Genomic DNA, 20646 nt, shown 5'->3' on the forward strand with positions numbered 1-20646 from the left:
GGCGGCGCCACCAAGCCCGAGCTCGACGAGCCCACTACACCCGACGGCTCAACCTCGAACTTCAACCATGATCCCGAACGGCGGCTGCCGTACTAAGACCCAGTCGTAGTGGGATCGGCAGGCCAGTCGATACCTGCTGCCGAGTGTCGGACGGGGCCACCGAGATCATGCCGCGGTCGGTTATGTCGATGGGTGTCACCTCGCGCCACCGATGGTTTCGGCGGTGTCATTGGTGACCGGACTGGTGTTGACCTTCCCGGGGCCCACCGGCCGCCCCGCCGGGCCTCACGATCGGCTCGGAGGCCGCGTGGGCCGACGGGTGGTGCCGACCCGAGACCGTGGTGAGTGACGAAACGAGTGACGAGGCGGGCTCCAGGCGTCGGGCGCCGACCGGCGCGGTGGCACGTCCCGTCGTGGCGCAGCTACCCGAGGGTGGGCGCCAAGCGGGTCGCAACCAACAGTCCGGCGTCGAATGCGGTCGATCAGCTCGCCGGACGTTTGGTAATGCCATCCGGACGCCGCGGCTTCACGGCCGGGCTCCTCGCAGGCGCATGGGCTCCGGCCTGCTCCGACGGCGGCGTCCGTCAGGAGGTGATCGGCGTCGTCGTTCCGGTGGGGCTTGCCGGTGGCGACGCCGGGTCGGTGGAAGCGGAGCCGCTGGGCGCCGGGCTGCTCGGCCCCGGGGTGCCGCCCGACGGGGTCGGATCGGGTGTGGATGGGGTCGGGGTGGGGCTGCCGGACGGGCTGGGAGTGGCGGTGGTCGGCGGCAACGAGGGGACGCTGGTCGATCCGGGCGTCGGACGTACCGTCGGCTTCGGGGTCGGTGGCCTGGTGGCCGGGCTCGTGGCCGTCGGCTTGGGGGCGCCGGTTGCCGGGCGCGGAGTCGCCGGGTCGGCGGTCGGCTGGCGCAGCGACTCGGTCTGGGCCACCGGAACGGTCGGTGGGGCGACGTCGGTGGGAGACGGGCCGGAGACGTCCGCACTGGGCGTCGCCGGGAGATCCGGCGCGGGAGTGGCCTGTGCCGGCCGGAGGCCCGGTGCGTCGGCGGCCCGCGCCGGCAGGGCGCCGCCGGTGTCGGTCTCGGCGTCTCCGATCAGTGCGAAGCCGAGACCCGCTCCGCCGATCAGCAGGGCGGCGAGGGCTCCTGTCGCGACGGGCAGCGCGGCCGAACGGGGTGGGCGGGGACGCCGGTGGGCGGGCAACGAACGCTCCTGACCTGCTGGGACGAATGAGCTGGCGCGACGACGCCGACCCCTGACCCTGCCGTCCGGCATGCGCGACCGCCAATGACCGGACGACGGAGGTGACCGGGATCACCACCAATCAGGCATGCGGTGGCCGAAGCAGCCACCAGACCGACATCTCGGACGAGCGCCCCCGATGCGGCGGAGATCAATGCGCTGTTGCCCGGCTCGCCGAGCCGGAAGTGCTGACCGGCATGGAGAAGGCGGTCGGCGGCGTGGGCCTGGCCACCGACCCGCCGGCCTAACTAACCGGCCCGGCCGGGGACTGACGCATCGCGCTGCACGGGCGGCGGCGTCGGCCAGGACGTCCCTTCTCCGGGTTTGACGGCCGACGGCGGCCGATGAGTCTCATCGGCCGCCGTCAGCGGTGTTCTCACCGCAGCAGATACCCCATGGCCCGGCCCATCAGCGAGTTCCGGGTGGCCACATCGCTGATCCCTTCGAAGCCGAAGCCGAAGTAGAGCGTGGCATCGGTGGCGACCACGGCGCCTTCGGGGAAGCCCGCCGCCGTCGTCCGGACGAAGTTGTTGGTGTTCGACGCGCTGCCCGCCGGCGGTCCGGTTGCCGCCCAGCCGCCGAGCCCGTCCTCGAACGATGTGCTGCCCTCGCCCGTGGACACCTCGACGTCGTCGACGAACACGCCCAGGCCCTGCGTGGCCCAGTCGCTCACGTACGCGATCGAGACCTCGACCTGGCGGCCTGCGAACTGCCCCAGGTCGACCCGCCACTGCTGCCAGCCACTGGAGGCACCGGAGGCGGCGTGCCAGGCGCCGGTCGTACCGGTCGGGCTGCACGTGCCGTCGGCGTTGAGCGTCTGGTAGTGGTCGAGGTGCGGGTGCAGGTCGCGCCAGCCGGCCGGGCACGACTGCCCGGTCTCCTGGCTGGTATGGCCGTTGAGGTCGGGCAGCGTCGTCCAGTCGTTCTGCCCGGCCGTATGGGCCTCGACCAGCACGTGGTCCCACTCCGCCTCGGTGTTGTACGACGTCCAGAACGACAACGTGGCACCCCCGGCCGGAACGGTGAGCGTCCGGGTAAGCCGCTTGTACGAGACGTCGGAAATCTGCGAGTAGACGTAGTTGTCACCGGTGTGCGGGTCGAACGGCCCACCGGGCCGGTCGTACCTGGCCGCCGGCCAACTGCGGAACTGCGGGAAGTCGGCGACCGGAAGCAGCCCGCTCGTGGTCAGGAACGATGCGCTGTGATCCTGGTTGGCGGCGCTGCCGGGGCCGTTGAAGCCCCAGTCGAGGCCGTTGAACGGGGTGTCAATGCCGGCCACGTCGTACAGCCCACCGGCCGGGTTCGCACCGGCGTCCTCGTTGATGGCCCCGGCGCCGAACCAGTATTCGATCACGTCGTTGAGGCCGTCGCCCGAGCCGCCGAGCGCGCGGCACCGGCGCAGAATTGCCGGGTCGGAGCACATCTTGTTCTCGAACGGGTCGTAACGCTGGGTGCCGTGGCCCGGCGCGTACTGGTGACCGGCGTACTTGCCGGTGTAGAGCACTCGGCCGCCCTCGTTGAGGTAGTCACGCACCTGCAGCAATTCCTCCATCGCCAGCCGGGAGGCATTGCCCGCACCCCAGCCCGGCTCGCGGGTGATGATGTCGTTGCCCGTGTACCAGATGACCGCGTCGTAGTGGCTGAGTACGCCTAGCGCATCCGGCGCGGTACGCCCTCGAGCGTCGACGTCGTACACGTCGTACCCGACCCCGTTCGCCGCGAGGGCGTCGGTGTAGTACGACAGGAAGTGCGGCCCGGGGGTCTGCACGGGCGAGGCGCCCGTGTAATCCTCGGCCGCCAGGACCAGCACGCGGTTTGTGCTCTCGGCAAGTGCCCGGTAGGTGAACGAGTCGCTGGCGGCCCCGCCACCCTCGAACCACACCTTCACCGTGTCGCCCGGGTTGGTGCCGATCACCTGTCCGCGCATGACCCGGTAGTAGTTCGAGTTCCCGACTCCGTAGCGCTGGCCACTGGTCCACTCTGACGTGGGGGCGCTGTGCACCGTACCGCCGTTGATCTGGAACTTGACGGTCACGGCGCCGAGGCTGCGTTTGGCGAGTACCCGTACCTCCTGCGGGTCGCCGTACGAGACGTCGAAGGTGAAGTCGAACATCGCCAGGGCGCCGTTCTCCGGGTCGACCTCCGTCTGGTCGAGGTAGAACGGCTTGACCGTCATGCCGACCGGGGACACCGGGTCCGCCGGGCGGGTGGCCGAGCGGGCCAGCGCGAGATCGAACGGGAGGGTCTTCTCGAACTCGGCCTGGATCAGTGCCTCGTCGTCCGGGAAGACGAAGCCACAGCCGGGGCACCCCTCGTTCAGTTCCGGAGTGAAGGCGACGGTGCCGTTGGCCGTGTCGGCGTAGTCGGTCGTCTCGCCGTTGGTCACGTACAGCTCATCCGAGCTGATACCTGGGTCGAAGCCCGGGATCGCCGGATTGGCGTCGGTGCCGGCGAGCGCGGTGTAGATCGGGTTGTCGGCCTCGGGCGTGCCGATCTGCCAGCCCTGCGGGTAGAGGATGTACGGCCCGAAGGAGTGGAAGTTGGACTGGAACTTGGGCTTGATCCGGTCGAGCAGGCCCTGCATCGCCTGGGTCTCGGGCTCGGAGGCAGGGCTCGGCCCGCGGTAGGTCTCCCCGGCGGAGATGGACGAGGAGCCCTCCTCGTCGTACTTGAAACGCGCGTTGAAGTTGCGGTTCGGGTCGACCCCGTCACCGACGGAGATCTGGCCGTCGTTGTTGTTGTCGCGCAGGTTCTTGCGCCACAGCCGTTCGTTGTCGAACGTGTACTGGTATCCGTCCGGGTTGGCGGAGATGACGAACCACAGCTCGGTGCTCTTCAACAGGTCCTTGATGCTCTTGTCGTTGGCCCGCCAGCGGTCGATGTACCACCTCAGCAGGCGACGGTTGACCTCGACGCTGATCCACTCGCGGGCATGCTGGTTCGAGCTGTACAGCACGGCCGGGCGCGAGGCGTCGGGGACCTCCTTGGCCGCTTGCGTCACCTTGAGTGCGATGAGCTCGCGTCCCTGGTACGTGTGCCCGAGCACCTCAAGCTTGACCAGCTGCGGGTTCCGCTTCGCGAGGTCGTACAGCTCGTCGCGGATGCCGCCGGGCTCGTCCCAGGACCGCCACACGTGGTATCCGCTGGCCGCCTGCTCGGCGGCGAGCTGGCGCTGGGTCTTGCCGTCCTTGTTGCGCTTGGGCGCGACGCGTAGACCTCGGTCGCCGAGCCGGGCACGCTCGGCGTTGCTGAGGACCACGTCCAGTTCGACGTCTTCCCCGACGAGCCGGGTGGCCACGACGTCGAGACCCTCCCGGACGAGCTGCGCGGCCTGTGCGGGCTCGGCCCGCACGGTGTACATGTCGAGCTCGCCCTGCGGCGGCTGTGCCGCCGAGGGTGCGACGAGCCCGAAGATCATCAGGAGTAGCGCTGACAGGAACACGGTGGAGCGCTTCATTGCGACCCTCCAACCTCCCGGGTGGCCTCAGCCGCCCCGGGACCGGCCATAGACGCGGGTAGTCGTTCCGTCAGCATGCGAAAAGGCTGGACATCGATGAATCCTCCGTCCGGTCGGACTCCGATGCGCCGGTAAGCTGCCGAGGGGCCGATTGGACGTCTCGGCGAGTCGATCTGGGGCTGGTGGACGGCGGGGAGGCTGCATGGCCGCGAAGCACCGTTCGTGGTGGGGCTGGGGGCACGTCGAGGACGCAGTGACCGGCGCGGAGGCCACGGCGTTGGCCGACCGGGTGCGTACCCTGCTGCCCGGCGTCGACCTGACCGAGCATGTCGCGCCGCCGGTGGCCGAACTCGGCCTGCGCCCACCGCGGGTCGATCCGCCGGCGTCACTCGCCCGGCTGTGCACGACGGACCCGGCCGACCGGGCGGCGCACACCCACGGCAAAGCGTTCCGGGACGTCGTCCGCAACCTGCACGGGGACGTCCACGACCCGCCGGACCTGGTGGTCCGGCCGACGACCGAGCAGAACGTCGTCGACGTGCTGGACTGGTGCGCGGGCCGGGACATCGCGGTGATCCCCTACGGCGGCGGCTCGTCAGTGGTCGGCGGCGTGGAGCCGCGGCTGGACGACGCGTATCCCGCGGCGGTCAGTCTCGACCTCGGGCGCCTCGACCGGGTGCTGGAGGTGGACCCGACCAGTCGGGCGGCCCGCATCCAGGCCGGCGTGTTCGGCCCGGCGCTGGAGGACCAGCTCCGGCGGCACGACCTCACGCTGCGGCACTTCCCGCAGTCGTTCGAGTTCTCCACCCTGGGCGGCTGGTTGGCCACCCGTGCCGGCGGTCACTACGCCACGGTCCTCACCCATATCGACGACCTGGTGGAGTCGTTGCGGGTGGTCACCCCGGCGGGCACCAGCCAGTCCCGCCGGCTGCCCGGCTCCGGCGCCGGGCCGTCCCCGGATCGGCTGTTCCTCGGCTCGGAGGGCGTGCTCGGCGTCATCACCGAGGCATGGATGCGGCTGCAGGACCGGCCGCGCTGGCGGGCGGGCGCCTCGGTGCACTTCACCGACTACGACGAGGCGGTGGCCGCCACCCGGGCCATCGCCCAGTCCGCGCTGCACCCGAGCAACTGCCGGCTGCTCGACCCGGCGGAGGCGCTCCTCAACGCCGGTGCCGCCACCACCGGCGGCGTGCTCGTCCTGGGATTCGAGTCCGCCGACCATCCGGTCACACCATGGCTGGACCGTGCCGTCGAGCTGTGCCGCGACCACGGGGGAACCCTGCCGGAGCCGCCCCGCGGCGACGACTCCTCCGGCCCACGGCGGCGGACCGCCGCCGCCGACGCCTGGCGGTCAGCGTTCCTGCGGATGCCCTACCAGCGCGACGCGCTCGCCGCCCGGTCGATGATCGTGGAGACGTTCGAGACCGCCTGCACCTGGGACCGATTCCCCGCCTTGCGCGCCGCGGTGCTCGACGCGGCCGACGAAGCGCTCTGTGCCGTCGCCGCGACCGGTGTGGTCACCTGCCGCTTCACCCATGTCTACCCGGACGGCCCCGCCCCCTACTTCGGCGTGTACGCCACCGGCCGCTGGGGCGCCACCCTCGCCCAGTGGGACCACATCAAGCATGCCGTCTCCGACGCGCTGCTCGCCGCCGGCGGCACCATCACCCACCACCACGCCGTCGGCCGCGACCACCGACCGTGGTACGACCGGCAGCGTCCGGACCCGGTCGCGCTCGCATTACGCGCCGCCAAGAGGGCGCTCGACCCGTCCTGGATCCTCAACCCCGGCGTCCTCGTCGATCCCCCCGGCTGACCTGGGCCGGCCCCGCGACGACTGACTTCCGGTAAACCCGTGCTGGCGGGGCGGGCCGCGGATGTCCAGGTCTGTCCGACTGATGCCGCCATGCGGCGCTGCTCGCCACCCCCACTGGGCAGTCCTTCGCCCGGCGCACAACTCAGTCTTTCATCCGAAGCGGGTGAGGTCGTGGCAGCGCCCGGATGCGACGGTGGGGGTGGGCCCGGGTCGCGTGCATTCCGCGGCCTGGGATCGCCAGAGAGGGGTGTGCGCCGATGACGAGTCCGATTGAGGAGTTCTTCGCCCAACTCGGTCGACGCAGGCACGAGCCTCTGCTGGCGAAGGCGTCCGGCACGGTGCGTTTCGAGATCGCCCAGGGCCTGTGCACCGAACACTGGTACGTGCGGGTCGATCGTGGCGACCTGACGGTGTCCCGAGAGAACATCGAGGCCGACGCCGTGGTGCGGGCCAGCCGGGAGTTGTTTGACCGGGTCGCCAGCGGCGAGGAGTACATCCTGGCGGCGCTGCTGCGGGGCGAGGTGTCGGCGGAGGGTCGACTTCCGCTGCTCGTACTTTTCGAACGGCTCCTGCCGGGCCCGGAGGCGGCACGTGGACAGCGACTCGCAACCAGCGGGGAGGGGCCGCTGTCATGACCGGCGACCTGGTCAACATACTGGCCGGTAACACGTTCGTGGTGAGCGACACCTGTGGTGACATCGAGGCGTCGCCCGAGTACCCGGTCGGGCTGTTCTCCTTTGACACACGCTACCTGTCGACGTGGTTGCTGACGATCGACGGTGCGCGGGTCAGCCCACTGTCTATTGACGATGCCCAATATTTCGAGAAGCGGTTCTTTCTCGTCACGGGCCCCGGCGGGGTGTACGCCGACGCAAGGGCGTCGGTGATCCGCGAGCGCAGGGTGACAGCGGGCGGCTTGTGTGAGGAACTCAGCATCCTCAACCACGACCACGTACCCGTCGATTTCACCGTCCGGGTCGAGGTGGCCTGCGACTTCGCCGATCTCTTCGAGGTCAAGAACAGCCTGGCCAAGAAGGGCAGCTACTACACCCGGGTCGAGGACGGACGCCTGGTACTCGGGTACACCCGGGACACCTTCCACCAACAGACGACCATCTCGGCCACCGCGCCGGCCCACGTCGACCCGCGCGGGCTGACGTTCACCATCCACCTCGAACCGCAGCAGGAGTGGACCACGCAGCTGCAGGTGATACCGACGATGATCGGTCTGGCCGGGCGGAAGGTGCAGGGGCAGCTTACGCCCGAGGAGTACCTCATCTGGGCCGACCAGGAGATCCGGGAAGACCTGCGCGAGTGGCGCGCCCGCGCACCACGCTTGGAGTGCGACTGGGACTCGCTGAAGCACACGTACGAACGCAGCCTCGTCGACCTCGCCGCGCTACGCTTCACCTCGCCCGTCTCCGCAGGGCAGTCCCTGCCCGCCGCCGGCCTGCCCTGGTTCATGTCCATCTTCGGCCGCGACAGCATCTTCACCAGCCTGCAAGCCCTGCCGTTCCAACCCGAACTCGCGGCCACCGCGCTCCGCGAACTGGGCATGCGGCAGGGCAGCCGCCGCGACGACTTCCGCGACGAGGACCCCGGAAAGATCCTCCACGAGATGCGGTTCGGCGAGACGATCGCGTTCGGTGAGCTGCCGTTCTCCCCGTACTTCGGCACCGCCGACGCCACGCCGCTGTTCGTCGTTCTGCTCGACGAGTACGAGCGGTGGACCGGCGACACCGAACTGGTCCGCGAATTCGAATACGAGGCCCGGGCCGCGCTGAACTGGATCGACGAGCACGGCGACCTCATGGGCAACGGCTACCTCTCGTACCGGCCCCGGCGGGAGCCTACCGGTCTGCAGAACCAGTGCTGGAAAGACTCGGACGAGTCGATCTCCTACCGTGACGGCCGGCTACCCGGCTTTCCCCGCGCCACCTGCGAGCTGCAGGGCTACGCATACGACGCGAAGATGCGCGGTGCCCGACTGGCCCGACTGGTCTGGCATGATCCGGCCCTCGCGGACAAGCTGGAACGCCAAGCCGCCGACCTCAAGCAGCGCTTCAACCGGGATTTCTGGCTGGCCGACCGGCAGTACTACGCGCTCGGCCTCGACGGCGACGGCGACCAGATCGACGCGCTCTCGTCGAACATCGGCCACCTGCTGTGGAGCGGCATCGTCGACGCCGACAAGGCGGATGCCGTCGTGCGGCATCTGCTCGGTCCGGAGTTGTTCTCCGGCTGGGGCGTACGGACACTGTCAATCAGCGAGCGACGCTACAATCCGGTCGGATACCACATCGGCACGGTCTGGCCGTTCGACAACTCGTTCATCGCGTGGGGGCTACGCCGTTACGGCTACGAGCGCGAGGCAGCCCGCGTCGCCGCCGCGATCCTCGACGCCGCAACCTACTTCCAGGGGCGGCTGCCCGAAGCCTTTGCTGGGCACGACCGCGCGCGGACCAAGTACCCCGTGCAGTACCCCACCGCGTGCAGCCCGCAGGCCTGGTCCGCCGGCGCGCCACTGCTGTTCCTGCGAACCATGCTCGGGCTCGAGACCTCAGGCGAGAATCTCGTCGTGAACCCCGCGCTGCCGAAGACCATCGGCCGCATCGAACTGCTCGACATCCCCGGGCGGTGGCGTCACATGGACGCCTACGGCCGCGGCACCATCGACATCGACTCGCCGGGTCGATGATCGCCTGGCGCAGCTCGACCGAGCCGATCTTGCTGATGTGGACCTTGCCGTAGCGTCGCCCGGCCGACTCGTAGCTGGTCGGGCTCGGGCCGTATTGGCGGCCGGGCACCTGGCGCAGGTGAAATGGGAGTTCTGTTTCTTCCGCTCGCGCCGCACCACTCTGGCTAGGCTTCGTCCAGTTGCCGCAGGTGACAGGCGTGTTGATGCCCGCCGACACCAGCGCGGCGCGGCCAGCCGACCAAGACGATTCACATTGACCGACCTCAATCCGAGCGGCCGATGGCCACGAACCACGGGGTAAAGGTGTACGCCATGAGCCACCAACTGCCGTCTGCCAAGCTCATCTCCCGCCGCATTGTCCTGGCGGGCATTGGAGCCGCCGCCGTCGCGGGACGAGCTCCACGTGCCGTAGCGGCGAACCGCGATCGGCATCCTGAGGACTTCGATGCGTCCGTTCCGCTCGCCTGGTTCGACCTTGCGCTGGCGCTGACGCGGACGACGCCTGGCTTCACGCCGCCGGTGGCGGCGCGCGCATTGGGCTACGCGGGTGTAACGCTGTACGAGGCCGTCGTTCCCGGATCCCGGCAGTACCGATCGCTGGCCCGGCAGTGGCCCGGTCTACGCGGGCTGCCTCGTGATGCGCGGGGCGCCAACTGGCCGGTCGTGGCCAATGCCGCGCTCGCCGGCATCCTGCGCTCGCTGTACGCCAACACGAGTGCGGCCAACCTGGCCGCGATCGACGCATTGGCGGCCGAACTCAGCGAGCTGGCCCGCCGCCGCGCCTCCCTTTCAGAGGTCGCCGCGTCGGCGCGGCGCGGTGCGCAGGTGGCGCGCGCGGTGTTCGACTGGTCGCGCGGGGACGGCGGCCACGAGGGCTATCTGCACAACTTCCCGCCGGACTACGTGCCGCCCTTCGGCCCTGGGCTCTGGGTCCCCACCCCACCGGCGTTCCAGCCCGCGCTGCAGCCGAGATGGGGCGACAACCGCCCTCTGGTGTTGCGCGACTGCCGTAGTTGCGCACCCGACGATCCCACCCGCTACTCCGAGCAGCGACAGTCTGCCTTCTTCGGAGAGGCGCGGGAGGTGTACGACGCGGTCAACAACCGCACGCCGGAGCAGGAGGCGATCGCGCTCTTCTGGTCCGACGAACCGGGTCTGACGGCCACTCCGCCAGGTCACTCGATCTCGGTAGCGACGCAGGTGCTGCGCCTCGAGGACGCGTCGCTGATGCTCGCCGCGGAGACTTATGCCAAGGTCGGCATGGCCGTGTGCGACGCATTCATCGCCTGCTGGAAGACGAAGTACATCTACAACCTGCTCCGCCCCGTCACGTACATCCAGCGGCTCATCGACCCGACCTGGTTGCCGCTGCTGAACACGCCGCCCTTCCCGGAGTACACGTCGGGCCACTCGGTACAGTCCGCCGCCGCGTTCGGTGTGCTCGCGGACCTGTTCGGTAGCTCGTACTCCTTTGACGACCACACGCACGACAACCGGGGACTCGCGCCGCGGCATTTCGACTCGTTCAGTGCGGCCGCGAAGGAGGCGGCGTTGTCCCGGTTGTACGGCGGCATTCATTTCCGCCCGGCGATCGAGCAAGGGCTTACGCAGGGACGATGCGTCGCCGAGGCAGTCAACGGGTTGCCCGTGCGCCGCCTGAAGCGACACTGACTCCGGCGACCATCCGAACCGCCCGATTTCGCAACTCACGCGGATAAGGGACTGCCATGGCATGACTCATCCTCACAATCGAGTCGCCACGGAACCCGGGGTGGTTCACCCAGGTGGGGGACCGGCACCTCAACTTCCACGAAGACCGGGACACCCTCAACCGGCAGTGCCTATCGTCCGTGAGTACGCGCAAAAGCGCTACGAACCCCATCTGTTCTTTCCCACCACAGCGATCGAAGAAGGCTCATGTGAACATCCGCAGGAAATCGGCTCGTGCGATCATCTCCCTCCCTCTTGCGTTGCTGTCCGTCACTTTGGGCACAGGGGTGGCGCACGCACAAAGCACGAATGGCAAGGCTGGCCAGATGCCCGCTTTCTACGAGGACAATGAGGTCACCGTCAATATGAAAGAGATGCCGGCCGGTGCCTCACCCGCGCTGATCGCGCACAACAGGAGCATCAACACGATCTATGCGGGGGCCGACCTGGACGAGGAACAGCCGTTCCCTCCTGTGATCGATGCCATCCAGCGTGAAGGGTTCAACCCCCTGTGGCGGCAAGTCCTCATCGAACCGCCTACGGCGTTTACCTCAGAAGCGGCTGTCCTGGCGGCCGCGGCCGCAGGGACAATCACTCTCGTCCCGACGGACGAGGTGTATCGCTGTTCAGTTGTCGCCCCCAGCCCGAGACCCCGATGAAATAGCGTCGCGCAATGAACCTGCCCGCCTCGCAAGGGGCGGGCAGGCTCGTTGGAGTGGTCAGCCGTTTTGGTTAGCAGTCGACGTTGCCGCCGTCGGGCTTCGTCCTTCCCGCCAGTGGTCCCAGAGCGGCCGGGGCAGGTCGACCCCTAGGGGTTTCGGGCAGTGGTGCCGGTGCGTACCGCCGATGTCGGGACGCGGGGGTAGGCGGGACCATAACCTGGTCCATTGGGAAGTCGCCGTCCAAAGCGGGGGATCATGACCAGGCCGGTCGCGAACGTGATCACAGGACGCAAGACGAAGTACCTCATCATCGTGTTCTGGCTGGCTCTTGTGGCGCTGGCTGGGCCGCTTGCCGGCAAGCTCACCGGCGTTCAGGACAACGAGGCGAAGTCCTGGTTGCCGGGTAGCGCGGAGTCGACGCAGGTGCTTGACCGGCAGATGGCGTTCGCTTCGCCCGACACCATCCCGGCCGTTGTCGTCTACGAGCGGTCCTCTGGATTGACCGACGCCGACCGGGCAAAGGTCGCGTCCGATGCGCGCAGGTTCGGCCAGCTCGCCGAACTCGACGGCCAGGTCAACGGTCCGATGGTCTCCGTCGACGGTCAGGCGGCGCAGCTCATCGTCCCGCTCGATCTCGGCCCTGAGGGGTGGGACAAGGCGGGCAACATTGCCACCTCGATGAAGGACGCCGCGAAGACCGGCGCCAATGGACTGTCGATGCACGTCACCGGGCCCGTCGGCAGCGCGGCCGACTCCAGCGAGGCATTCGCTGGCATCGACGGCAGGCTGCTGTTCGCCACGATCGGTGTGGTGGTGGTGATCCTGTTGTTCACCTACCGCAGCCCCGGACTGTGGCTGCTGCCCGTCATCTCCGCCGGCGTCGCGCTGACCGCCGCGCAGGCGGTCATCTACCTGCTGGCCAAGCACGCCGGCCTCACCGTCAACGCGCAGAGCGCCGGCATCCTGACCGTACTCGTGTTCGGTGCGGGCACGGACTACGCGCTGCTGCTCGTCGCGCGGTACCGCGAGGAGTTGCGGCGCCACACCGACCGGCACGAGGCCATGGCGGTGGCGCTGCATCGCGCCGGTCCGGCGATCGTCGCGAGCGCCGGCACCGTCGTCGTCGGCATGCTGTGCCTGATCTTCGCCGAGACCAACTCAACCAAGGGCCTCGGCCCGGTCGCCGCCATCGGCGTCCTTGTGGGGCTCGCGGTCATGCTGACCCTGCTCCCGGCCATGCTCGTGACGGTCGGCCGTTGGATCTTCTGGCCAGTGCGTCCCCGCCTCGGCTCCGCGGAGCCCACCGCGACCGGGTGGTGGGCCAAGATCGGCAAGCGGATCGCCAACCGCCCCCGCATCACCTGGGTCACCACCGCCCTGGCGCTGGCCGTGATGGCGGTGGGCATCGTCCAGCTCGACGCGACGGGGCTGACCAACAAGGAGGCCTTCCGCGGCACCCCGGACTCGATCGTGGGCGAGGAGGTGCTCGCCAGGCATTTCCCGGCCGGTGCGGGCAACCCGGTCGTCGTCATCAGCAAGGCGGAGCAGGGCGCCGCGGTGCAGGCGGCGCTCGCGTCGACCGAGGGCATCGACCGGGCATCGGTCAGTGAACCCGTCGCCAACGGCGGATTCGCTTATGTCGTGGGCACCCTCAACGCCGCGCCCGACAGCCCGGCAGCCTTCGACACGGTCGACCGGGTACGCGACCGGGTGCACGCGGTGCCCGGCGCGGACGCCAAGGTCGGCGGCAACACCGCGATCAACCTCGACTTGCAGCGGGCCGCCCGCTACGACCGCAACCTCATCATCCCGATCGTGCTCGTCGTGGTCCTCGTCATCCTGGCGCTGCTGCTGCGGGCCATCGTCGCCCCGTTGGTGCTGGTAGCGACGGTGGTGCTGTCGTTCGGCGCCGCCCTGGGCGCGAGCGCGCTGGTGTTCCGGCACGTTTTCGGCTTCGGCGGCGCTGACTCATCCTTGCCACTGTTCGTGTTCGTTTTCCTCGTCGCGCTGGGCATCGACTACAACATCTTCCTGATGACTCGCGTACGCGAGGAAGCAGGACGATCCGGGACCCGCCGCGCCGCGCTCATCGGCCTCGCCGCGACCGGTGGCGTGATCACGTCTGCCGGTCTCGTCCTCGCCGGCACCTTCGCGGTGCTGGCCACCCTTCCGCTGACCGCCTTCGCCGAGATCGGCTTCGCGGTGGCGTTCGGCGTCCTGCTCGACACGATCATCGTTCGGGCGGTCCTGGTCACCGCACTGAATCTCGACATCGGACGGCACATGTGGTGGCCCAGCCGGCTGGGCAAGATCGCTGACGTGGAGCCCGCCGAGGTGGCCCAGCAACCAAGCGAGATCCCCGCCTGACGGAATCCGGGTGAAGAAGAGTCACGGGCGGACTGGTCTGTGCGGGCAATGCCGGCAGGCCGTCTCGGCCCGGCGTAGGGGCTAGGGTGGGCGGGTGCTGCGTCATGTCACCGGGATCCGGTACGTCACCCCGCTGCGCGAGGGCGGTTCGCTGCCTGGCGTGGTCGAGGCCGACGACCTGGGCACGTACGTGGCCAAGTTCAGCGGTGCGGGGCAGGGGCGCAAGGCGCTGGTCGCCGAGGTGGTCTCCGGCGAGCTGGCCCGTCGGCTGGGACTGTCGGTGCCTCGACTGGTGGTGCTCGACATCGACCCGGTGATCGGCCGGGCCGAGCCCGACCAGGAGGTGCAGGAGCTACTGCGCAGCAGCGGCGGCGCCAACCTGGGGATGGACTTCCTCCCCGGCGCGCTCGGCTACGACCCGGTGGTGCATCCGGTGGACGCGGCGCTTGCCTCGCAGGTGCTCTGGTTTGACGCGTACGTGGAGAACGTCGACCGTAGCTGGCGCAACCCGAACCTGCTGATCTGGCACCGGCAGCTGTGGCTCATCGACCACGGTGCCACCCTCTACTTCCACCACAACTGGCCGCGTGCCGACGCGGTGGTGGACCGTCCGTTTCGGGCCGACGACCATGTGCTCGCCCCGTACGCCACCCGGCTCGCCGAAGCCGACGCCGAGCTGGCGCCCCGGATCACCGCGGACCTGCTCATTCAGGTGCTCGCGCTGGTGCCCGACGAGTGGCTGGCCGGGCCGGACTTTGACACCCCCGACCAGGCCCGGGCGGCGTACGTGGATCATCTGACCCGCCGGCTCGCGCACAGCGCCTCCTGGCTGCCCACCGGGAGCGCGGCGTGAGGAAGCCCTTCGAGTACGCGGTGATCCGGCTGATGCCCCGGGTGGAGCGCGGTGAGCAAATCAACGTGGGCGTGATCCTCTACTGCCAGGCCCTCGGCTTCCTCGGCGCCCGTACCCATCTGGACGCCGACCGGGTGCGGGCGTTCGCGCCGGACGTGGACCTGGCGGCGGTGGCGGCGGCGCTGGAATCCTGGGACCGGACCTGCTCCGGTGCCGGCCCGGCGCAACGAATGACGCCGGGGGAGCGGTTCCGATGGCTGGTCGCCCCGCGCAGCACCATGCTGCAGCCCGGGCCGGTGCACACCGGCCTGACCGCCGATCCCGCCGCGGAGCTGGACCGCCTGCTGGACACCCTGGTCCGCTGACACCTGTCACTTCGGCAGTAGGCACGTCACCAATTTCGCGGCTGGCAAGACGGGCTGCACGGCCGGCCGCGGTCCGACACGGTGCCAGCGTGAACGGGGTCAGGCGGTGTCCAGACGACCGCGTTGGTGCAGGACGAACAGCAGTGCCATGGCCGGTACGACGAGCAGGAGCGCCGCGGCGGCGACGAGGGTGAGCGACGCCAGGGTGGTGTCGGGAGCGGCGGCCTCGCCGATGCGGAGGTGGGTGCCCAGCAGGTACGGGTACTGCGCGACGCCCCAGCCGACCACCACCGTGCCGGCCGCGCTGACGGCGAGCGCCTGCAGCGCCCGGGGCGCCGCCCGGTGAAGCAGGGCGATGCTGGCCAGCCCGCATGCCGCGGAGACCAGCACCAGCGGCAGGCCGCGGCCGGTCAGCCCGGAGTACAGGCGCCCGGCGTCGGCGTGCAGGATAGCGATGCCCGTCAGCGCCACGGCGCCGGTCGCGACGGCGCTGGCCTGGGCCCGACGGCGGAACCAGCGCTCCAGGCCGGCGTCGGCGTGGGTGCGGGCCTCGGCGGTGAGGAACGCCGCGGCGACGAACGCGCACACCCCAACCGCGAGCACCCCGCCGAGCAGCGACGTCGGGTTGACCCAGCTGGTCACGGGATTGCCGTGTCCGGCGGCGGGCACCCGCCCGGAGGCGATTCCGCCGGCGACCGTGCCGAGGAAGAACGGCGTGACAACCGACGAGGTGGCGAACGCCGCCCCGGTCGCCCGCTGTTGGTCGGTCTTCACCACCACCTTCCGGAACGCGAAACCGCTGCCGCGGACCACGATTCCCAGCGCGGTGAGGCCGAGCGGGATGTAGAGCGTGGTCATGATCGCGGCGAACGCGGACGGGAAGCCGGTCCAGAGCATCACCAGGCAGAAGATCAGCCACACGTGGTTGGCCTCCCATACCGGTGCCAACGTGTGGTCGATCAGGTGCCGGGGGGCCCGCCCACGTCGCGCACCACCGGCGGTGAGGTCCCAGAAGCCGGCACCGTAGTCCGCGCCGCCGAGCACGGCGTAGGCGGTGACGCCGATGAACAACACGACGGCGGCGAACGTACTCACGCCTGCCCCCCGGCGGGTGCGGACTCCGAGTCCCGGGGCGGGCCGTAGGGCACGTCCGCCTCGGTAGCCCCGCCCTGGTCGTGCCAGCGGCGGCGCAGCAGCCGCAGGACGTACACGGTGGTGGCGCCGACGGCGGCATACAGCGCGAGGGTGGCGGCGAAGAACAGCCACAGGTTGCCGGACGTGGTGACCGCGTCCCGGGTGAGGAGGTGACCGACGACCGTCCACGGCTGGCGGCCGACCTCGGTGACCACCCAGCCCGCCTCCAGCGCCACCACCGCGAGCACACCACTGATCGTGGTCGCCCGCAGGAACCATCTGCTGCGCGGCAGGTCACGCCGTCGCCACCAGGCCAGGGCGTACCAGGCGGAGAGGGCCAGCAGCGCGGAGCCGATACCGACCATCACGTCGAAGCTCAGGTGGACGATCGCCACCAGGCGGTCCGGCGGCCGCACCTCGGCGGGGATGGTGTCCAGCCCCTGGATGCGGGTGGACGGCGAGTAACCCGACAACAGCGAGGCGCCCGAGGGAATCTTGATGCCGCCGTGCACCTCCCCGTTCGCGTAGTAGCCGCCCAGCACCTCCGGCACGTGGGTGCCCGTGGTCGGGACGGCCTCGATCGCGGCGAACTTCGCCGGTTCGTTCCGGAAGACCTCGCGCGCGGCGACGTCGCCGACGAAGATCTGCAGCGGGGTGGCCAGCGCCGCGACGGTCAGCGGTATCGCCAGGCCGAGCCGGTGGTACCGGTCGCGGCGGCCGCGCAGCATCCCGGCCGCGTACACGCCGGCGACGACGAACCCGGCGACCATGTACGCGGCCAGCAGCATGTGGATGGCCTCATACCAGAACGCGCCGTTGAAGATCACCTCCAGCGGGCGAACCACCACGATCTTGCCGTCCCGCATGGCGAACCCTCCCGGCCGGTTCATCCAGGCGTTCGCCGCGACCACCGACAGGGTGCCGCCGACTCCGGACAGCACCACCGGCACCCCGGTCCAGAAGTGCGGCCACGGGCGCATCCGCCGCCACCCGAAGACGTAGATGGCGACGAAGATCGCCTCCAGGAAGAAGAACAGACCCTCGATCGCGAACGGGATGCCGAACGCCGCGCCGTAGGTGCCCATCAGTCGCGGCCAGAGCAGCCCGAGCTCGAATGACAGCACCGTGCCGGACACCGCGCCGACGGCGAACAGCACCGCCGCCACCTGTGACCAGCGCCGGGCCAGCAGCAGCGCGGTCTCGTCGTTCCGGCGAATGCCGCGGGCGTTCGCGATCAGCATCAGGAATGTGAAGGCCACCCCGAACGGCACCAGGATGATGTGGAAGCCGAGCGTGAAGGCCATCTGCTCGCGCGCCGGCAGCAGCTGCGCCGGATCGGCGGGCACGAGGCCGGCGCCGAGGGTCACCAGTGACAGGCCAGGCATAGCGCGTGCTACCCGTTGACGGCGGTCGGAAACGTACCGATCGGGTGAGGATCAGTCAGCGTGTCGGGTAACAGGCGCTAAGCGACGTCTCAGGCTGGAGTCGGCGGGCTGCTGCGCCGCGACGCGGTCGGGCCGTCGACCGGATGGTGATCACGATTCTGACGAGGGCCAGGCGCTGCGGAAGGTGCGACGGTAGGCGTCCGGAGGTACCCCGACGGTGCGGTTGAAGTGTCGGCGCAGCGTCGTGGCGGTTCCCATGCCAGCTGCCTGCGCGATGGCGTCGATGCTGGTGTCGGTGTTCTCCAGCAGCTCCTGGGCTCGGCGGATCCGCTGCGTTGACAGCCACTGCAGCGGGGTGGTGCCGGTTACCGACTTGAAGTGGCGGGCCAGGTGCCGCGAGCTCATATTCGCCTGGCGAGCCAGGTCCTCCACGGTCAGCGGACGGTTCAGCCGTTCCATCGCCCAGGGGAACAGGTTGGCGAGGGGATGGTCGTCGCGGGCGGGCACCGGGGTGGTGACGAACTGGGCCTGGCCACCGGCGCGATGCGGCGGCACGACCAGCCGGCGGGCGACGGCGTTGGCGACCGTCGAGCCGTGGTCGCGGCGGATCAGGTGCAGGCACAGGTCGATCGCGGCGGCTTTGCCGGCAGAGGCGAGCACGTTGCCGTTGTCGACGTAGAGCACGTCCGGGTCGACCTTCACCCGGGGATAGCGGTCGGCCAGCGCCTCGGTGTGGGCCCAGTGCGTGGTCGCGTGCAGCCCGTCCAGCACCCCGGCGGCGGCCAGCACAAACGCACCGGTGCACAGCGAGACCATCCGAGCGCCCGCCTCGTGGGCCGCGCGGACGGCGTCGAGCAGGTCGGGTGGCACGTCCGCGTCGATGTCTTCGACGGCAGGGATGATCACGGTGTCGGCGCGGGCGAGCCGGTCCAACCCGTCGTCAGGTTCCATCCGGAATCTGCCGATCCGGACCGGGCCCGGGCCGCAGACCACGAGGTCGTACCACGGGTCTGCCAGGCCGGAGGGGTCGCGGACGAAGACCTCGCAGGCCATGGCGAGCTCGAAGTGCAGCATCCCGTCGATGGCGGCGAGCGCGACAGTGGCCATGTCCGAAATTGTATGGGGCATGGCGTTCCAGACACTAGTCCGGGCTGGCCGCTGCGGAGAGGATCTCTTCAGTCGATCTTTCGAGGAGCATGGTGGAACTGCAGATGGGTTCGGGCCAGACCGTGGCGGTGTTCGGTGCGTACGGACACACCGGGCGGTTCGTGGTGACGGAATTGCGCGATCGTGGGTTCGTTCCGCTTCTCCTCGGTCGCGACGCGGGCAAGCTCCAGGCGCTGGCGGCGTCGCATCCGGGGCTCGAATACCGGGTGGCGTCGGTCGACGATCCGGCCTCACTCGACCAGGCATTGACGGGCGCGGCCGCGGTCATCAACTGCGCCGGCCCGTTCGCCTCGACCGTGGCCCCCGTGATCGAGGCCGCCCTGCGCACCGGGGTCCCGTACGTGGATGTGGCGGCCGAGATCGAGGCCAACCTCGACACGTTCACACACTTCACCGACCGCGCTCAGGCCGCAGGCGTCGCAGTGGTCCCGGCGATGGCCTTCTTCGGCGGACTCGGCGATCTGCTGGTCACGACGGGGATGGGCGATTGGATCGCGGCCGACGAGGCGCACGTCGCGTACGGACTGAGCAGTTGGCACCCCACCGCCGGGACCCTCGCCTCCGGCACCGTCTCCCGGGAACGGCGCGATGGCCAACGTGTCCGCTACACCGGTGGCCGGCTGGAGTATTACGTCGACGAGTGCGACCTGCCGACCCTGGAATGGGACTTTCCCGCTCCGACGGGCCCCCGGACCGTCTTCGGCGAGTTCACGATGGCCGACGTCGTCACCGTCCCCAGCCACCTGTCCATCCCCGAGGTGCGCACGTACATGACCACCGACGCGGCCAAGGACCTGGCCGCTCCAAACACACCCGCACCGACTGCGGTCGACGAGCGCGGCCGGTCCGCGCAGACGTTCACCGTCGACGTCATCGTGCGCTCCGGCGACACACAGCGACGCGTCGTCGCCAGCGGCCAGGACATCTACGCCATCAGCGCACCGCTGGCGGTCGAAGCGGTCCATCGCATTCTCAGCGGTCAGACGAGGACGAGCGGCGTCGCCTCCGCCGGCGAGATCTTCGACGCGCCCGACTTCCTCCGCGCGTTGTCCGCGCACATCTCGCTCGAAACGCGCCACGAGCCTCGCGCGCCACAGTTCGCCTGATCGCCAGGCCACAGGTGACAGCCCGGACAGTTCCACCGACCCGGCACGTCTCATTAGTCGGCATCCCAACGGGCGATGGTGGCGGTGCCTGACGGGCTGTGGCCGGGAATCAGTTCGTTGTCGATGTCGATGCCCTGGCGGCGGTACTCGACGGCTTGTACGAGGCATTCGAGCTTCTCGGCGTCGATGCCCGGGCTGCCGTCATCGTGGGCGGGGTCGCACCTCACCGCAGCGGGCCGTCGCCGGGGCCGTCCGGGTCGTCGACCAAGTGGATCGCGGCTTCCTCGGCGCTGGCCGCGCCCCCGTCGATCCCGGCGTCCCAGGCGATCGAGTCGGCCTCTTCGTCGTCGCCGAAGCCCTCGTCATACGCGACCAGGCGGCCCGCGCGCGGCTCCTCCTCGTATCCCCGCCGGATTAGCTCGTCCTCGTCGTCGGACGCCTCGGCGTACGGGTCGATGTCCGGCTCCTCTTGGGTAAGCAGTTGCTCCAGGGGCTCGCCGGCCTTCTCCTCAGCGGGGGTGGTGCCCCACCGGTTCGCGCCCCGCCAGTGGTCCTCGGCGATGATGCCGGCGTCGAGGGGGTCGTGGACGCGGTCGTCGTCCAGGGTGTCCGATGGGTCCAGCAGACCGTCGTCTTCGGCCATGTTCCACTTGTCGGTAATGTCGTCCTGCTCAGTTTGGCTCAT

The 20646-nt window shown here is 69.8% G+C and carries 17 protein-coding genes; 11 read left to right on the forward strand and 6 right to left on the reverse strand.

Features of this window, described 5'->3' with window-relative positions; genetic code table 11:
• Window positions 1-591: 591 nt before the first annotated feature.
• Complete coding sequence (locus ACFYOS_RS21880) at window positions 592-1215, forward strand: hypothetical protein (protein WP_387144495.1); 624 nt, start codon at window positions 592-594, stop codon at window positions 1213-1215.
• Window positions 1216-1303: 88 nt separating this feature from the next.
• Entirely contained in the window at window positions 1304-1489 is a 186-nt protein-coding gene (locus ACFYOS_RS21885; protein WP_387144498.1) for a hypothetical protein, read from the forward strand.
• Window positions 1490-1617: 128 nt separating this feature from the next.
• Here the strand turns inward: ACFYOS_RS21885 and ACFYOS_RS21890 are convergent, their stop codons facing one another.
• Window positions 1618-4698: a M14 family zinc carboxypeptidase gene (locus tag ACFYOS_RS21890; protein WP_387144500.1), complete on the reverse strand. Its 3081-nt coding sequence runs from the start codon at window positions 4696-4698 to the stop codon at window positions 1618-1620.
• Window positions 4699-4900: 202 nt separating this feature from the next.
• Between ACFYOS_RS21890 and ACFYOS_RS21895 the strand changes: the two genes are divergently transcribed.
• The 8 genes from ACFYOS_RS21895 (at window position 4901) to ACFYOS_RS21930 (ending at window position 15169) form a co-directional block, all read left to right on the forward strand.
• The gene (locus ACFYOS_RS21895) at window positions 4901-6514 is read left to right on the forward strand and encodes an FAD-binding oxidoreductase (protein ID WP_387144503.1); all 1614 of its coding nucleotides are present in this window, start codon (window positions 4901-4903) and stop codon (window positions 6512-6514) included.
• Between the two features lie 257 nt (window positions 6515-6771).
• Window positions 6772-7149, forward strand: coding sequence for an SCP2 sterol-binding domain-containing protein (locus ACFYOS_RS21900; protein WP_387144506.1), 378 nt, complete (start codon window positions 6772-6774; stop codon window positions 7147-7149).
• A complete protein-coding gene (locus ACFYOS_RS21905) occupies window positions 7146-9212 on the forward strand; it encodes a glycogen debranching N-terminal domain-containing protein (RefSeq protein WP_387144509.1) in 2067 nt (688 codons plus the stop codon). Before ACFYOS_RS21900 ends, ACFYOS_RS21905 begins: the two co-directional genes overlap by 4 nt.
• Before the next feature lie 312 nt (window positions 9213-9524).
• Window positions 9525-10883, forward strand: coding sequence for a phosphatase PAP2 family protein (locus tag ACFYOS_RS21910; RefSeq protein ID WP_387144512.1), 1359 nt, complete (start codon window positions 9525-9527; stop codon window positions 10881-10883).
• Between the two features lie 248 nt (window positions 10884-11131).
• Complete coding sequence (locus ACFYOS_RS21915; RefSeq protein WP_387144515.1) at window positions 11132-11581, forward strand: hypothetical protein; 450 nt, start codon at window positions 11132-11134, stop codon at window positions 11579-11581.
• 258 nt (window positions 11582-11839) lie between these two features.
• Window positions 11840-13951, forward strand: coding sequence for an MMPL family transporter (locus ACFYOS_RS21920; RefSeq protein ID WP_387144518.1), 2112 nt, complete (start codon window positions 11840-11842; stop codon window positions 13949-13951).
• A gap of 94 nt (window positions 13952-14045) precedes the next feature.
• Window positions 14046-14804: a HipA family kinase gene (locus ACFYOS_RS21925; protein WP_387144521.1), complete on the forward strand. Its 759-nt coding sequence runs from the start codon at window positions 14046-14048 to the stop codon at window positions 14802-14804.
• On the forward strand, window positions 14801-15169 hold the full coding sequence (locus tag ACFYOS_RS21930; RefSeq protein WP_387144523.1) for a DUF3037 domain-containing protein: 369 nt from the start codon (window positions 14801-14803) through the stop codon (window positions 15167-15169). Before ACFYOS_RS21925 ends, ACFYOS_RS21930 begins: the two co-directional genes overlap by 4 nt.
• Window positions 15170-15268: 99 nt before the next feature.
• On the opposite strand, the gene ACFYOS_RS21935 is transcribed toward ACFYOS_RS21930, so the two are convergent.
• From ACFYOS_RS21935 to ACFYOS_RS21945, 3 genes are all read right to left on the reverse strand, one after another.
• Window positions 15269-16264, reverse strand: coding sequence for a cytochrome d ubiquinol oxidase subunit II (locus tag ACFYOS_RS21935; RefSeq protein ID WP_387144526.1), 996 nt, complete (start codon window positions 16262-16264; stop codon window positions 15269-15271).
• Window positions 16261-17688 carry a cytochrome ubiquinol oxidase subunit I gene (locus tag ACFYOS_RS21940; RefSeq protein ID WP_387144529.1) on the reverse strand — a complete coding sequence of 476 codons (1428 nt, stop codon included), beginning with the start codon at window positions 17686-17688 and terminating at the stop codon, window positions 16261-16263. Before ACFYOS_RS21940 ends, ACFYOS_RS21935 begins: the two co-directional genes overlap by 4 nt.
• Window positions 17689-17838: 150 nt before the next feature.
• Window positions 17839-18795, reverse strand: a complete 957-nt coding sequence (locus ACFYOS_RS21945; RefSeq protein ID WP_387144532.1) for a helix-turn-helix domain-containing protein — start codon at window positions 18793-18795, stop codon at window positions 17839-17841.
• A gap of 89 nt (window positions 18796-18884) precedes the next feature.
• Between ACFYOS_RS21945 and ACFYOS_RS21950 the strand changes: the two genes are divergently transcribed.
• Window positions 18885-19961 (forward strand): saccharopine dehydrogenase family protein, encoded by a 1077-nt coding sequence (locus ACFYOS_RS21950; protein WP_387144535.1) that lies wholly within the window; start codon window positions 18885-18887, stop codon window positions 19959-19961.
• A 53-nt stretch (window positions 19962-20014) separates the two neighbouring features.
• Here the strand turns inward: ACFYOS_RS21950 and ACFYOS_RS21955 are convergent, their stop codons facing one another.
• Together ACFYOS_RS21955 and ACFYOS_RS21960 are read right to left on the reverse strand one after the other, a co-directional pair.
• Entirely contained in the window at window positions 20015-20188 is a 174-nt protein-coding gene (locus ACFYOS_RS21955) for a hypothetical protein (protein WP_387144538.1), read from the reverse strand.
• Window positions 20185-20646 carry a DUF5709 domain-containing protein gene (locus ACFYOS_RS21960; protein ID WP_387144541.1) on the reverse strand — a complete coding sequence of 154 codons (462 nt, stop codon included), beginning with the start codon at window positions 20644-20646 and terminating at the stop codon, window positions 20185-20187. Before ACFYOS_RS21960 ends, ACFYOS_RS21955 begins: the two co-directional genes overlap by 4 nt.

The organism is Micromonospora sp. NPDC005806 (genome assembly GCF_042871425.1).
Classification (GTDB): Bacteria; Actinomycetota; Actinomycetes; order Mycobacteriales; family Micromonosporaceae; genus Micromonospora.